The sequence below is a fragment of the Paenibacillus sediminis genome, assembly GCF_017873765.1.
Lineage (GTDB): Bacteria > Bacillota > Bacilli > Paenibacillales > Paenibacillaceae > Paenibacillus_AG > Paenibacillus_AG sediminis.
The window spans coordinates 1,269,237-1,285,129 of the sequence record NZ_JAGGKP010000001.1 but is presented as its reverse complement, the minus strand read 5'-3'; the positions used below and the strand labels follow the sequence as shown (position 1 = coordinate 1,285,129).

General features: G+C 43.6%; 15 protein-coding genes. All 15 read left to right on the top strand.

Annotated elements, in window-relative coordinates:
* Positions 1-21 precede the first annotated feature (21 nt).
* Positions 22-372, top strand: coding sequence for a 30S ribosome-binding factor RbfA (gene rbfA / locus J2Z20_RS06205; protein WP_209846569.1), 351 nt, complete (start codon positions 22-24; stop codon positions 370-372).
* 24 nt (positions 373-396) lie between these two features.
* A complete protein-coding gene (locus J2Z20_RS06200) occupies positions 397-1,374 on the top strand; it encodes a DHH family phosphoesterase (protein ID WP_209846566.1) in 978 nt (325 codons plus the stop codon).
* Complete coding sequence (truB, locus tag J2Z20_RS06195; protein WP_209846563.1) at positions 1,371-2,285, top strand: tRNA pseudouridine(55) synthase TruB; 915 nt, start codon at positions 1,371-1,373, stop codon at positions 2,283-2,285. The genes J2Z20_RS06200 and truB overlap by 4 nt, the downstream gene beginning before the upstream one ends.
* Positions 2,286-2,316: 31 nt before the next feature.
* Positions 2,317-3,264, top strand: a complete 948-nt coding sequence (locus tag J2Z20_RS06190) for a bifunctional riboflavin kinase/FAD synthetase (RefSeq protein WP_209846560.1) — start codon at positions 2,317-2,319, stop codon at positions 3,262-3,264.
* A 145-nt stretch (positions 3,265-3,409) separates the two neighbouring features.
* Positions 3,410-3,679 (top strand): 30S ribosomal protein S15, encoded by a 270-nt coding sequence (gene rpsO / locus J2Z20_RS06185; RefSeq protein WP_209846557.1) that lies wholly within the window; start codon positions 3,410-3,412, stop codon positions 3,677-3,679.
* Positions 3,680-3,837: 158 nt separating this feature from the next.
* Positions 3,838-5,937: a polyribonucleotide nucleotidyltransferase gene (gene pnp, locus J2Z20_RS06180; RefSeq protein ID WP_209846554.1), complete on the top strand. Its 2,100-nt coding sequence runs from the start codon at positions 3,838-3,840 to the stop codon at positions 5,935-5,937.
* Between the two features lie 148 nt (positions 5,938-6,085).
* Positions 6,086-7,087 carry a polysaccharide deacetylase family protein gene (locus J2Z20_RS06175; protein WP_209846552.1) on the top strand — a complete coding sequence of 334 codons (1,002 nt, stop codon included), beginning with the start codon at positions 6,086-6,088 and terminating at the stop codon, positions 7,085-7,087.
* A gap of 79 nt (positions 7,088-7,166) precedes the next feature.
* Entirely contained in the window at positions 7,167-8,432 is a 1,266-nt protein-coding gene (locus tag J2Z20_RS06170) for a M16 family metallopeptidase (protein WP_209846550.1), read from the top strand.
* On the top strand, positions 8,410-8,859 hold the full coding sequence (gene dut, locus J2Z20_RS06165) for a dUTP diphosphatase (protein ID WP_209846548.1): 450 nt from the start codon (positions 8,410-8,412) through the stop codon (positions 8,857-8,859). The genes J2Z20_RS06170 and dut overlap by 23 nt, the downstream gene beginning before the upstream one ends.
* A gap of 143 nt (positions 8,860-9,002) precedes the next feature.
* On the top strand, positions 9,003-9,914 hold the full coding sequence (gene dpsA / locus J2Z20_RS06160; RefSeq protein WP_209846546.1) for a dipicolinate synthase subunit DpsA: 912 nt from the start codon (positions 9,003-9,005) through the stop codon (positions 9,912-9,914).
* On the top strand, positions 9,898-10,494 hold the full coding sequence (locus J2Z20_RS06155; protein ID WP_209846544.1) for a dipicolinate synthase subunit B: 597 nt from the start codon (positions 9,898-9,900) through the stop codon (positions 10,492-10,494). The genes dpsA and J2Z20_RS06155 overlap by 17 nt, the downstream gene beginning before the upstream one ends.
* Before the next feature lie 47 nt (positions 10,495-10,541).
* The gene (locus J2Z20_RS06150) at positions 10,542-11,591 is read left to right on the top strand and encodes an aspartate-semialdehyde dehydrogenase (RefSeq protein WP_209846542.1); all 1,050 of its coding nucleotides are present in this window, start codon (positions 10,542-10,544) and stop codon (positions 11,589-11,591) included.
* 67 nt (positions 11,592-11,658) lie between these two features.
* Positions 11,659-12,879 carry an aspartate kinase gene (dapG, locus tag J2Z20_RS06145; protein WP_209846525.1) on the top strand — a complete coding sequence of 407 codons (1,221 nt, stop codon included), beginning with the start codon at positions 11,659-11,661 and terminating at the stop codon, positions 12,877-12,879.
* 49 nt (positions 12,880-12,928) lie between these two features.
* Positions 12,929-13,807, top strand: coding sequence for a 4-hydroxy-tetrahydrodipicolinate synthase (gene dapA / locus J2Z20_RS06140; RefSeq protein WP_209846522.1), 879 nt, complete (start codon positions 12,929-12,931; stop codon positions 13,805-13,807).
* A gap of 232 nt (positions 13,808-14,039) precedes the next feature.
* A complete protein-coding gene (locus J2Z20_RS06135) occupies positions 14,040-15,719 on the top strand; it encodes a ribonuclease J (protein WP_209846518.1) in 1,680 nt (559 codons plus the stop codon).
* Positions 15,720-15,893: the final 174 nt, after the last annotated feature.

The window sequence follows — 15,893 nt, the reverse complement described above, 5'->3', positions numbered from 1 at the left end:
CGTTAAGAGAGGTGAATGTCCATGGCCAAAATTCGTACAGGACGGGTAGGCGAACAGATTAAGAAAGAACTGAGCCAGCTCATTCAAACAGAATTGAAAGATCCGCGTATCGGCTTCATTACGGTGACAGGTGTTGATGTTACGAACGACCTGTCTCAAGCGAAGGTGTACCTCAGTGTATTTGGAGACGATGAACAGAAAGAAAATTCACTGAAGGGTCTTGAAAAGGCTAAAGGATTCTTGCGATCGGAACTTGGCAAGCGGATTTTGCTTCGGCATACGCCTGAATTGATTTTCAAATTCGATGAATCAATTGAGTATGGTAGCCGGATTGAGAAGCTGCTCGGTGAAATTCAGCAAGAAGATAAATGAATTGGATATTAAAAGGAGACGGCAATGCAGACCTATGAACTAGGGCTCCAAAATGCAAAAGCATTTCTTATGGAGCATGATGATTACCTGGTGGTGTCGCATGTTCAGCCTGACGGAGATGCAGTCAGTTCCACGTTAGCAGTGGGCTGGCTTCTCTCATGTTTGGGGAAAAAGTTCGTGATGTTAAATGAAGGTCCTATTCCAGATCGAATGAACTTTTTATGGCATGCCGATCAAATTGTTAATTTAAGTGTGACATCGCTCGGCAGAACGTATAAGTATATTGTTTGTGTGGATTGTGCTGATTTTCAGAGAGTCGGTCTCACCAAACAATATTTTGCAGAGGATGCTGTTATTTTAAACATTGATCATCATCCAACTAATGATGCGTATGGTACTTATAATTTAATTAAAGAGGATGCTGCTGCAACTGCGGAAATTTTATACGATTTAATTCATGGTTTTGGACTAGAATGGAATGCAGATATCGCGTCAGCCATTTATACTGGCCTACTTACAGATACAGGGGGATTCCGCTATTCAAATACGACACCTAAGGTAATGTCTATAGCATCGCAGCTTCTTACCTATGGAGTAGACGGCCCGAAATTGTCTGAGACACTTCTTGAGGAAATGACTTTTGCCCAATTGCAAGTGCTCACTAAAGCGCTGTCGACACTGCAAATGTCGGATGACGGCAAAATTAGCTGGGTCTATGTCACACCCGAGCATATGGCAGAATGCGGCGCCAAAAATGATGACTTAGAAGGCATTGTTAATTACCCGCGAAATATAAGAGGGGTAGAAGTAGGCCTGTTGTTCAAAGTGATCGATGATCAAGCGGTAAAAGTAAGTATGCGCTCTGCTGGTAAGGTGGATGTTGCTGCAGTTGCTCAATCTTTTGGCGGAGGCGGACATGTGCGTGCTGCAGGATGCCGCATCGAAGGGCAATTAGATGATATAATTTCGCGCGTCATCGCGCGGGTGAGAGAAGATTTATGAGTGAACTTGAAGGCATATTACCTGTGTACAAACCCGCTGGCTTCACATCTCATGATGTTGTTGCTAAAGTGCGCGGTATACTTAGAACAAAGCGGATCGGTCATACCGGTACGCTCGATCCAATGGTAACTGGAGTTCTGCCATTATGTATTGGCAGGGCTACCCGAATGGTGGAATATTTGCAAGATCTTCCGAAGGAGTATAAGGCAACCTTGAGGCTGGGGGTTGCCACAGACACGGAAGATTTGACGGGTAATACAATCGAGCAGGTTCCTGACGTGCAGGTGTCAGAAGAGGACGTTCGTACAGTTTTGGAACGTTTCGTTGGAGTCATCTCGCAGGTTCCGCCGATGTATTCGGCTGTCAAAGTAGACGGTAAACGTCTCTATGAATTGGCCCGAGAAGGAAAGACGATTGAACGGAAAGCACGCGAAGTGACGATATATGAGCTTGAGCTTACTTCATTTGACATTGATGAATATACTGAAATATCATTTCGTGTACTTTGCTCCAAAGGGACATATATCCGTACACTTTGTGTAGATATTGGCCGTGAATTGGGAGTTCCATCGACGATGGCTAAACTTGAGCGGACGATGTCTGCAGGCATTCCGTTATCACGCTGTTTAACTTTTGAACAGATTAAAGCGCTCATGAAGGAAGATAGGTTGGAAGAGTATGTTATCCGAATGGATGAGGCCATTAGCCATCTCCCAGCACATTACGTTCCGGAAGAGAAAAAGGCGGCTGCAACGCAAGGACAACGGCTCTCTTCCAAAATCATTTCACCACAAGTTACCACCTTTGAACCAATTCGGTTATATGCGCCAGATGGCCAATTTTTAGGGATTTTTAAAAAGGAAGACGACTCAGGAGCCATTGCTCCGGTTAAAGTATTTCTTCCTGAATAGCTGATATAGCAGAATTGCAGGTGAGACATTCGTGAAAACTGTATCTTTATCTTATCCATTATTGCCAGAGCAATTAGAGCAATATGCGAAGGCTCAGGTACTCGCTATTGGGCAGTTCGATGGCCTTCACCTTGGACATGCTGCTGTCATAAATAGAGCTGTTGAGATCGCGCACAAGGAAGGTATTCTAGCATCGGTGATGACTTTCCATCCTCACCCTAAAGAAGTCATGAAAAAAGGGGATTATGAAGGCTATCTGACTCCTCTTCATGACAAAGTTGAAATTTTAGAACAAATGGGTGTCCATGTCATCTATATTGTTGAATTCAATGACGAATTCTCTCGCGTATCTCCTCAAGAATTCGTGCTGAATATGCTTAAAGGATTGCAGGTACATACCGCAGTTGTTGGATTTGATTTCCGCTTCGGTCACAGAGGGGAAGGGAATCCTGAGATGCTTCGAGACCTTGGTCAGAGCTTTATGCAGGTAGAAATTATACCTCCATTTGTGCTGGATAGCGAAAAGGTTAGCAGTTCTGGCATTCGTAAATGGCTACAGACAGGCAACTTGTCTGGGGCTAACGTATGGCTTGGCCGCTGCTATTCTATTACCGGTACAGTTGTCGATGGTGAGAAGCGAGGACGGACCATAGGGTTCCCAACAGCGAATTTGAAACTGAATGATCCATATGTCGTACCTGCTAAAGGTGTCTATGCGGTAAGAGTGAAGTATAATGATCGGTTTATTTCTGGCGTCATGAATATAGGTGTCAAGCCAACATTTCATACCGGCGAAGTGATCCCGTCTTATGAAGTTCATTTGCTTGATTTCAATGAAAGTATTTATGGTCAGGAGCTTGTCGTAGAACTAGTTGCTTACATTCGAGAGGAACGAAAGTTTAATTCTGTCGACGAATTGATTGCACAAATTAGACGTGACGCAGAGGAAGCAGCTGTTATATTAAAAGCTTTGAAGTAAAAGAATGGGAACATTTACTTTTACCAAGAATGTATGTTATACTAATCAACGTTGTTATTTTGACAACAAACAACCTTAGCTTGGTTACACGATCTCACCGACGGTAACGAGGCTGATGGCGATTATACCTAAGGAGGTGAATAGGATGGCATTAACACAAGAACGCAAACAACAATTGATCGAAGAGTACAAAACTCATGAGTCCGATACAGGATCCCCAGAGGTACAAATTGCTATCCTTACGGAGAACATTACAAATTTGACAGACCACTTGCGTACGCATAAGAAAGATCATCATTCCCGTCGCGGTTTGCTCAAAATGGTAGGTCAACGCCGTAAGCTTTTGGCATACTTGAAAAACAAAGATGTTAAACGTTATAGCGCTTTGATCGAAAAACTTGGATTACGTCGTTAATAACCGATGTGTCTAACCGAAAGCAGCCTGGTTGTTACCGAATGCGCTTCTAGGAGCGAATAGGTAGCAGCTAGGTTGCTTTTTATAGATTGATATTATGAAGGAAATAATGTAGTTAGTAGTGAACATCTATTTATGAAAACTGAAGGAGGGATTTCATGGAAAAACGTGTAGAAATGCAGCTGGGAGGAAGACCTCTTGTTCTGGAAACCGGACGTCTCGCGAAGCAAGCGAATGCAGCGGTCACAGTACGTTATGGTGATACGGTCGTGCTTTGTACGGTAACGGCTTCTTCCGAACCGAAAGATTTGGATTTCTTTCCGCTGACTGTAAATTATGAAGAAAGATTGTACGCGGTTGGTAAAATTCCAGGCGGCTTTATTAAGCGCGAAGGAAGACCGAGCGAGAAAGCAATTTTGGCGGGACGTTTGACAGACCGCCCGATCAGACCGCTTTTCCCAGAAGGGTTCCGCAATGACGTTCAAATTGTAAATCTCGTAATGAGTGTGGATCAAGATTGCGAACCGCAAATTGCCGCTATGATCGGTACATCCGCGGCACTGAGCATTTCCGATGTTCCTTTTAATGGTCCAATCGGCGGTGTGGCTGTAGGTCGTGTAAATGGTCAATTTGTGATCAATCCAGATCAAGCGCAGCAAGAGCAAAGCGATCTTTATGCAGTCGTTGCAGGCACGAAAGATGCTATCATGATGGTTGAGGCGGAAGCGAACGAAGTGCCGGAAGAAGTCATGCTCGAAGCAATTATGTTCGCGCATGAAGAAATCAAGAAAATTGTCGCTGTCATAGAAGAGCTTGTTCAAATCGCTGGTAAAGAGAAGATGGATGTTGTTCTGCATACCGTAGATGCTGAGGTAAACCGTGAAGTTCGTGAGTATGCAGCTGCAAGGTTAGTAGAAGCCATTCGAATCGCAGAGAAACATGCTCGTCAAGATGCAATTGATGCGATCAATGATGAGACGGTGGCTTATTTTGAGGAGAAATACATAGAAACTCCAGAGCTCATTAGTGATGTAAAAGAAGTACTGCATGATATTGTGAAAGAGGAAGTTCGTAGACTTATCACCCACGATAAAGTTCGTCCGGATGGCCGGAAACTTGATGAAATTCGTCCAATTGAAGTGGATACAGGAATATTGCCGCGTACACACGGCTCAGGCTTGTTCACACGTGGACAAACTCAGGCGCTTAGTATATGTACACTTGGCGCACTAGGTGATGTGCAAATTCTTGACGGTATCGATCCGGAAGAATCTAAACGTTTCATGCATCATTATAACTTCCCGCCATTTAGCGTTGGTGAAGCGCGTCCGCTTCGTCCTCCAGGACGTCGTGAAATTGGACATGGTGCTTTGGGCGAACGAGCTTTGTCTAAAGTCATTCCGCCTGAATCCGAATTCCCATACACCATTCGTCTAGTATCCGAGGTACTTGAATCTAACGGTTCAACTTCCCAAGCTAGTATTTGTGCAAGTACTCTAGCAATGATGGATGCAGGTGTACCTATTAAAGCGCCAGTAGCTGGTGTAGCGATGGGTCTCATTAAAGATGGTGACCATTTCTCAATCCTTACGGATATTCAAGGGATGGAAGATCATTTGGGAGATATGGACTTTAAAGTTGCGGGTACAGCTGAAGGTGTAACTGCGATCCAAATGGATATTAAAATTGATGGCATCGACCGTCAAATTTTAACGGATGCGCTCAAGCAAGCTCGTGAAGGACGCATGTTCATTCTGAACAAAATGATGGAAGCCATTGATAAGCCTAGAACATCCCTATCTCCATTTGCACCGAAAATTTTGACCATGAACATTAATCCGGATAAAATCCGTGATGTTATTGGCGCAGGCGGTAAAGTGATTAACAAAATCATTGAAGAAACCGGCGTGAAAATTGACATCGAGCAAGACGGCCGAGTATTCATTGCTTCTGCAAATGAAGAAATGAATGAAAAAGCACGTTCGATTATCGAAGGTATTGTTCGTGAAGTCGTTGTTGGCGAAACTTACCTCGGTACTGTTAAACGTATTGAGAAATTCGGAGCGTTTGTGGAAATTTTACCGAACAAAGAAGGTCTCGTTCATATTTCGCAGCTCTCTACGGAGCGTGTAGCGAAAGTGGAAGATGTCGTTTCGATCGGCGATACAATTACGGTGAAAGTAACTGAAATTGACGGACAAGGTCGCATTAACCTTTCACGGAAAGCGGTTCTTACACCAGAAACACCTGCACAATAATAAGTTAGTGAACAATAGAAGCGAAAGAGACAGAGTTAATCTTCTGGCTCTTTTTTGTTTTTCTTTGGCCTTATATCGTATTACCTCTCATAATTCCCCCAAGTTTCTCATACAATGAGGACAAACCTTACAAGGGGGATAGCCTTTCATGGATCGCAAAAAAATAGTACTTTTATTCGTTTTCATGGCATCGATATTCATGGTGGCCGAGATGAGCGGAGTACCCTATTTCGTGGAAGAAACTAGACAAAGAGGGGAAAGTCAAAATACATTTGAATGGTTTAAAGATGTGAAGGAAGATTCGCTGCTGACATATATTAAAACAGAAGCCAAGAAGCGGCGGATCGAACCGGTTGACGCGAAGGTAGACTCTGTCTGGAAGGCGATTCCTGGATACAACGGTCTCGAGGTTGATATTCAGGCAACATACCAGAAGGCGCTTGAGCAAAAAACTCAAGGGTCTATTCCGTTTGTATATCGGGAAATTAAACCGAGGGTAAACCTCGAGGATCTAGGTGACCATCCAATCTACAGAGGGAATTCTGAGAAAAAGATGGCTTCTATCATGATCAACGTTGCTTGGGGAAATGAGTTTATTATTCCGATTCTTGATACGCTGGATGAAGAACAAGTCAAAGCGACATTTTTTTTCGATGGCAGTTGGCTTAAGAAAAATATTGAATTGGCAAAGGAAATTCAAAAGCGCGGTCACGAGCTTGAGAATCACGCTTATTCTCACCCGAATATGAGTCAGTTAAGTGAGAGCAGAGCGTATCAAGAAATTGATAAGACGAAGAAACTGCTTGAAGAACAGCTTGGCGTTCATAATAAATGGTTTGCACCTCCATCTGGAGATTACAATGACAATACGGTAAGGATTGCGGGTCAGATAGGTCTAAAGACTGTGCTTTGGACGGTCGATACAATCGACTGGAAAAATCCCCCGCCAGAGCAAATTGTAAATAAAATTCGAAACAAAGTAACTGCAGGATCACTCATTCTTATGCATCCGACATCTTCTTCGTCTGCAGCGCTCAAACAAATGATAGTTACTATAAAGGCTAAAGGGCTGCAACTTGGAACGGTGAGTGAAACCTTATCTTCGAGTCGTACGGATGTAGAGCGAGATGTAAATATGAAAGTAAAATAACAGCACGTCTTAAGGTTGAGATGAAGGTTTATTTTTGGTACGATAAACCCAGCATTTATTGATTTTAGGAGGATCATTCGTGAACAAAATTCAATTAAAAAACGGCCTTAGAGTGGTCATGGAGAAAATTCCAACCAGCCGTTCTGTTTCTTTTGGAATATGGGTTAAAACAGGCTCACGAAATGAAAGCCTCGAGTACAACGGTATTTCCCATTTTATCGAACATATGCTGTTCAAAGGAACAGAGCGCTTTGATGCGAAAGCAATTGCTGAACAGTTTGATGCAATCGGTGGAAATGTTAATGCATTTACATCGAAGGAATACACTTGTTACTACGCAAAAGTTCTAGATGAACATTTGCCAATCGCAGTGGATATGTTAGCGGATATGTTCTTCCGTTCTTCACTAGATGACGGGGAGCTCGCTAAAGAGAAGAACGTTATTTTAGAAGAAATATCGATGTATGAAGATACGCCAGACGATATGGTGCATGATTTGATTACAAGCGCAGCTTATGGCACTCATCCGCTGGCTTACCCTATTTTGGGTACAGAGGAGCGGCTAAAGTGGATGGATTCTTCCGATTTACGCCGTTACATGAACGATAGATACACAATCGAGAATACGGTCATCAGTATAGCGGGTAACATCGATGACAGCGTAGTGGAGCTGATAGAAAAGCATTTTGGAAGCTTTGACCTCCGGGGAACAGAACAAGTGCTTGAGGTTCCACAGTTTCAAAGCGGTCTTCTTTTCCATAAGAAGAAAACGGAGCAGAATCACATCTGTATTTCATTCCCAGGCAGCTCAATGACGGATGATCTTCAGTATGCGATGGTGCTGCTTAACAATGCGATCGGCGGCGGAATGAGCTCGCGCCTATTCCAAGAAATTCGCGAAAAACGCGGGCTTGCGTATTCTGTATATTCTTATCACAGCTCTCACGCGGACAGCGGATTGTTCACCATTTATGCGGGTACAGCACCGAAACAGACGAAGGAAGTGCTCGACCTGACGAAAGAGGTATTAGCAGATTTGGCTATTAACGGATTGTCCGAATCAGAGCTGCTTAAGGGTAAAGAGCAACTGAAGGGCAGTCTCATTTTGAGTCTTGAAAGCTCTGGAAGCCGAATGAATCGGAATGGTAAAAATGAATTGATGCTTGGCAAACATAGTACAATTGATGAGATGATTGATCGAATTGAACGGATCACGATGAGCGATATCGACGCCGTGCTTAAGTCTATGTTCTCTCAGCCGTTTGCCCTTGCTATGGTAGGTAATTCAGATAAAGTGATTTCAGATTTGAGGAGAGATGATCTTGTTAAATTACGTTCAAATTAAAAGATTACCAGGAAACGAAGATGTGCATCTTCCGCAAAAAATGTCTGAGCTCGCTTCAGGATTTGACTTATATGCAGCGGTTGAAGAAACAGTAACGCTAAATCCCGGACAGCGCGCACTTATTCCGACCGGCTTTTCCCTTGCTATGCCGGCTGGACTTGAAGCGCAAATCCGTCCGCGCAGCGGACTGGCGCTGAAGCATGGAATTACTTGTCTGAATACACCGGGGACGATTGATGCGGACTACCGCGGAGAAATCAAGGTACTCCTTATCAATTTAGGTCAAGAGCCTTTTGCAATCGCTCGAAATGAACGAATTGCTCAAATGGTATTTCAGACCGTTCCTGCTGTAGAACTGACGATTGTCGATGAATTGTCCGAAACAGTTCGCGGCAGCGGCGGATTCGGGCATACCGGTAAAAATTAATCAAACCAATAAGAAACCGCCTCATTACTTTGGAATGGGGCGGTTTTTTTTGTCTTTATTTTTTTGAAATCTAGACTTTCACCCCTTCATGGGCGCTGGCATATGATGTTGTAAATAACAGTGTATGAAAGGGGTGACGTCCTGTGCTTACTGGATTTCAGGTTGTATTCTTGGGGGGAGATGCAAGGCAGCTTGAAGTCATTGACAAGTTTGCAGAAATGGATGCAACGATCACCATCGTCGGATTCGATAAACTGAACAATTCATGGGCAGAGGTGTCACAACAGCCTTTATCGCTAGATCTTCTTGCAAATGCAGATGCACTAGTATTGCCGGTCGTAGGTTGTGATGATACTGGATTGATTCAAGCGATATATTCGTCGCAATCCCTTGTTCTGCTTGAGGATCATATTGCAGCATTGCCGCAACATTGCGTCATATACACGGGCATGGCTAAATCATACTTACGCAAACTGTGCGCCAAACACCAAATCAAACTTGTTGAGCTGCTGGAGCGTGATGATGTCGCCATTTACAACTCGATACCGACAGCAGAAGGCGCTTTAATGATGGCTATTCAAAACACGGACATTACAATTCACGGGTCTACTTGCGCCGTGCTCGGAATTGGAAGGACCGGCTTCACCATGGCGAAAACATTGCAAGGCTTAGGAGCGGATGTACGTGTAGGCATTCGCCGCGATGAGCATATTGCCAGAGCGGTGCAGATGGGCTGGAAGCCTTTTCTGATAAGGGATTTAGGCCTTCATGTGACGGATGTTGACTTGCTTTTTAACACAATTCCGACTATGATAGTCACAGCACAAATCATCTCGAAAATGCCTAATCGGGCGGTTATTATCGACCTTGCTTCGGCTCCTGGTGGAATCGATTTTCGGTTCGCAGAGAAGCGCGGAATTAAGGCGCTGTTAGCCCCTGGTTTACCAGGTATCGTCGCTCCCAAAACAGCTGGACGTATCATCGCGAATTGCTTAACGCAGTTAATTTTGGATGAGATTGAGCTTGGAGGGATAGAGAGTGAATTGGCAAGGTAAAACAGTTGGTTATGCAATCACAGGGTCCCATTGTACGTTTGCGGAAGTTATGCCGCAAATTGGGCGTTTCGTAGATGAAGGGGCGAATGTCGTCCCCATTATTTCACAAACTGTCTTGACGACAGATACTCGGTTTGGCACTTCGGAAAATTGGCGAAAACAGTTGAAAGAAATAACGGGGAATGATATTATTTCTACAATTGTAGAGGCGGAACCGCTTGGCCCATCTAAATTGCTTGATGTACTTGTTATTGCTCCATGTACGGGGAATTCGATAAGCAAATTAGCCAACGCGATGACAGATAGTCCGGTGCTCATGGCTGCAAAGGCGCAAATGCGAAATCGTCGCCCTTTAGTCATTGCGATATCAACGAACGATGGTTTAGGTCTGAATGCTGCCAATATTGCTAAGCTGCTTATTACGAAAAACATTTATTTTGTACCGTTCGGTCAAGATAATCCGCAGCAGAAGCCCAACTCATTGGTAGCAAGAATGGACCTTATTCCAGAAACGTGTTATGCGGCTTTAGAAGGTGAACAGTTGCAGCCGTTGATTATCGAACGATTTCTGTTAGCATAGTATACTTAAATATTGCAGGTAGTTTTAGTTGAGAAGGGGAGAGCCAGATGAGTAATCAAAGGTTGAATGTAGCTGTTGTTGGAGCAACAGGAGCTGTAGGGGAACAGATTCTCAATTTGCTTGAGAAAAGAAATTTTCCGATCGCCAAATTGAAACTTCTTTCTTCCGCACGTTCTGCGGGCACCAGCATTTCTTTTAAAGGTCAAAATATAATCGTGGAAGAAGCAACCCCTGATAGCTTTGAAGGAATTGACATCGCGCTTTTCAGTGCTGGGGGAGATGTAAGTAAAGAACTGGTTCCTCATGCCGTTCGTCATGGTGCGGTATGTATTGATAATACGAATGCATTTCGTATGGATCCAAACACACCGCTTGTCGTTCCAGAAGTAAATGAATCGAAAATTGACGAACATCAAGGTGTTATTGCCAATCCAAACTGCTCAACGATCCAAATGGTAGCGGCACTCAAACCGCTTCGCGATCGATACGGCATTGACAGAATTATTGTTTCCACATATCAAGCTGTTTCTGGAGCGGGGAGCCGTGCCATTGATGAAATGAAACGTCAAAGCAAAGAGGTCTTGGCTGGAAATAAAGTAGAACCGCAAATTCTGCCGGTAAACTCCCTTCCTGTTAAACATCAAATTGCATTTAATGCGATTCCGCAAATTGATAAATTCCAAGACAATGGCTATACACTTGAAGAAATGAAAATGGTTCGTGAAACGAAGAAAATTTTCGATGACGAATCTATAGATGTAACGGCAACTTGTGTCCGTATTCCTGTTGTTTATGGACATTCTGAGTCCGTGTATGTCGAGCTCAAAGATGACTATGATTTGGAAGACGTAAAACAGCTGATCGCTGATGCGCCAGGCGTTGTCCTGGTAGATGATCCTGCAACACAAAGCTACCCGCTTGCGACTGAAGCTGCTGGTAAAAATGAAGTCTTCGTTGGTCGTTTGCGCCGTGATCTAGGCCATAGCCGTGGACTTAATATGTGGATTGTATCTGACAATTTGCTGAAAGGCGCAGCATGGAATGCCGTTCAAATTGCAGAAATTATTGCAGCGAAGAAAGCATCTGAGCGTGCCTAAGATGGCAACCATTTGTGTTACTCAAAGGATTTTTCGTTCTCTTGCACTTACAAATGGAGGAATTTAAATGCGCATCTTGGTTCAAAAATTCGGGGGGACATCACTATCCTCTGAAAAAGCGCGGGAACATGTGGTTCGTCACATTAAGCGCGAATTAGACCAAAATTACAAACTTGTTGTCGTAGTATCGGCGATGGGCCGTAAAGGGGATCCGTACGCAACGGATACACTCCTTGATCTGGTAGCTCAAAATGGTAACGCGATACCCCCACGCGAAAGAGATTTATTGCTTTGCTGTGGTGAAATTATATCTGCTGCAACACTTTGCAGCATTCTTCAGCATGAGTTAATCTCATCCACTGTGTTAACAGGTGCTCAGGCTGGATTTTTAACAGATGATCATTATGGGAATGCGCGGATTTTAAATGTTGACCCGTCCCGAATCATTCGAGAACTGGAGTACAATGATGTCGTCATCGTTACTGGTTTTCAAGGACAGACGGAGAAGGGTGACTTTACAACGCTTGGCCGCGGTGGAAGTGACACATCTGCAACAGCTCTAGGAGCTGCTCTTCATGCAGAGATGGTCGATATTTATACGGATGTTGAAGGTGTATTAACAGCGGATCCGAGAATTGTTGAAGATGCGAAGCCATTAGCTTATGTAAGCTATACCGAAATTAGCAATATGGCTCATCAAGGAGCCAAGGTCATTCATCCTCGTGCTGTAGAAATTGCGATGCAATCGCAAATTCCTGTCAGGGTTCGTTCGACCTTTACAGAGAGTGAAGGTACGTTAATTACACAGCCAGAAGGGTTTAAAGATGTACAGACGGGAATTATTGACCGCTTCGTAACCGGAGTTGCATACGTAAGTAATGTGACACAAATCACGGTCGAATCACAAGACGGTGAAGATCACCATTTGCAACTGAAAGTTTTTAAAGCGATGGCTGAAAATGACATCAGTGTTGATTTTATTAATGTAACCCCTACGGGAGCGGTTTATACCGTATTTGATTCTGATTCCGAGAAGGCAATTTCCATATTGCAGCAACTTGGATTTAAACCAAAAAGTTTGTCCGGATGTGCTAAAGTTTCTGTTATAGGCGGAGGAATTAATGGAGTTCCCGGTATCATGGCAAAAATTGTTGAAGCATTAACGGAACAGGATATTCAAATTTTACAATCAGCTGATTCCAACACAACGATTTGGGTGCTAGTGAAAAAAGAGGACATGGTGCAGGCGCTGCGTGCATTACATGCCAAATTTGAGCTTCACCGTTAATTGTGTGCAGGTACAGTGTTATAGCAGTACGCTATAAGGAGGAGTCAAAGTGGATTTCGGAAGATTGATTACAGCCATGGTCACGCCATTTGATGAACAGGGACAGATCAATTGGACAGAAACCTCGCGGCTTATCGATTATTTAATTGATGAGCAAAAATCGGATGCGTTGGTTATTAGCGGAACAACTGGTGAATCACCAACATTGTCCGATGAAGAAAAACTGCAGCTGTTTGAATTTGCAGTTAGACATGCGCGTGGAAGAACTAAAATTATCGCAGGTACGGGAAGCAACAATACACAGCACTCTATTCACCTAACGAGAGAAGCGGAGAAATTAGGTGCTGATGGCGTGCTTCTTGTCGTGCCTTATTACAATAAGCCTAATCAAGAAGGCATGTACCAACATTTCAAAGCGATCGCCGAATCGACTTTACTACCTGTTATTTTGTACAACGTCCCTGGACGTACAGGATCAAGTCTTTCGGCACAGACGACACTTCGTCTTGCGCAAATTCCAAATGTGGTTGCCACGAAGGAATGCGCTTCTCTTGAGCAAGTGACACAGATTGCGGCAGGAGCGCCTGCGCATTTTCGTGTCTATTCAGGGGATGACTCAGTCACTTTGCCGGCATTATCTGTTGGTGCATATGGCATCGTCAGTGTGGCGAGCCACATTATCGGTGCTTCGATGAAAGAAATGATTAACTCTTATTTGAACGGCAATGTTCAGACTGCAGCGCAGCTGCATCAAAAACTGTTCCCTGTTTTTAAGGGGCTGTTCGAATGTCCACATCCGGTGCCTAATCCGGTAGCTGTTAAGCACGCGCTTGAATTAAAAGGATTTCATGTCGGTTCAGTTCGTCTGCCGCTAGTTCCTGCATCGGCGGAAGAAGCCGCATTTATTCGAGGTTTACTGGACGTTTAAGCAAGACATATGATAAGGCTAAGAGTGGAGTATATCTCCGCTCTTTTTTTGTTTATCATCTAATGTCGAACTTTTTGTTTTTTTGGAAAACATAAGATTCATAAAAGCAGTGACTTGTTTTTTTACTTTTTCATCATGTATAATGAGTGCAAGTGACTGGGTGCGGTAGATTTTTGAAAATTTAATATAACTTAGACTACGACGTCCAAAATCATAGGAGGGTTAGATACACTTGTCCAAAAAAATGAACAGCGATAAATTGACGATCTTTGCATTGGGCGGCGTCGGTGAAATCGGGAAAAACATGTATGTTATTCAATATGCTAACGACATTGTTGTCGTGGATGCGGGGCTTAAATTTCCGGAAGAAGATATGCTTGGAATCGATATTGTCATTCCAGATATTTCCTATTTGACGGAAAATCGCGATAAAGTCAGAGGCATTTTGTTGACACATGGCCACGAGGATCACATTGGCGGATTGCCTTATGTACTTAAACATTTAAATGTTCCGGTTTACGGAACAAAATTGACTCTTGGCTTAGTCGAGAATAAATTGAAAGAAGCAGGATTGCTTGGAGAGACCAAACGAATTTTAATCAATGCAGATTCAGAAGTACAGCTCGGATCAACAATGAAAGCTACGTTCTTCAAAACGAATCACAGTATTCCTGATTCTGTTGGGATTTGTATTGAGACACCTGAAGGAAACGTTGTTCATACAGGCGACTTTAAATTTGATCATACTCCAGTCAATGGTCAATTTGCAGATTTGCATCGTATGGGTGAAATCGGGAAAAGAGGCGTTCTAGCGCTTCTTTCAGACAGCACGAACTCTGAGAAACCTGGTTTTACACCTTCAGAGCGAATTGTAGGTGACGTTCTTGAAGATATTTTCCGAAAAGCACGTCAGCGTGTTGTAGTAGCCACTTTTGCTTCTAACGTTCACCGCATTCAACAAGTCATTGATGCAGCGAAATCAACAGATCGAAAAGTAACGGTGATCGGCCGCAGTATGGTGAATGTCGTTACGATTGCTTCAGAGCTTGGTTACTTAGACATCCCAGAAGGGATGCTTATTGAGCCCGAAGAAGTGAACAAAATGGCAGCAGACCGCGTTGTTATCCTGTCGACAGGCAGCCAAGGCGAACCCATGTCAGCACTAACACGGATGGCACGCTCTACACATCGCAAAGTGGATATTTTGCCTGGTGATACAGTCATTATTGCTGCAACGCCGGTTCCTGGGAATGAAAAATATGTTGGCCGCACCATTGATGAATTATTCCGCTTAGGAGCAGAAGTTATTTATTCAGGCTCAAATTCAGGAGTCCATGTCTCTGGACATGGCAGTCAAGAAGAGCTCAAGCTCATGCTCAACCTTATGAAACCTAAATATTTCATACCTATTCACGGTGAATATCGTATGCTGCGCAAACACGCGCTTCTTGCTGAATCCGTAGGAATTGATCCAGAGGATATCTTTATCACAGATATTGGTGACACGGTGGAAATTCAAAATGGAGTAGCGCGTAAAGCCGGTAAAGTTCCTGCAGGTAACGTACTCATCGACGGACTCGGTGTTGGTGATGTAGGGAATATTGTACTTCGTGACCGTAAGCTTTTATCACAAGATGGTATTCTCGTTGTCGTCGTTACACTCAGCAAGCAAGATGGAACGATTATGTCAGGACCAGATATTATTTCTCGCGGTTTCGTTTATGTTCGCGAATCTGAAGGATTGCTCGATGAAGCAAATCGTATCGTAACCAGCACACTGCAAAAATTAATGAGTGAAAATGTAAATGAATGGGCTTCCCTAAAAACAAATGTGAAAGATGCGCTCGGCAGATTCCTATATGAACAAACCCGTCGCAGACCGATGATTCTGCCAATCATCATGGAAGTTTAATTCATTGGTGAATCAAATAAAAACCAACTTCATAAGATAGGCACACAGTCGCCTCCTTTCTCGCCGGTAATATTGGACGGTTTCTAGTGAGAAGGGAGGCTTTTTGCGTTTAATATTGGTTATACATTGGCATACTACAATAAGCCATTTCATCATTTGTTTGGAGGAGTATGC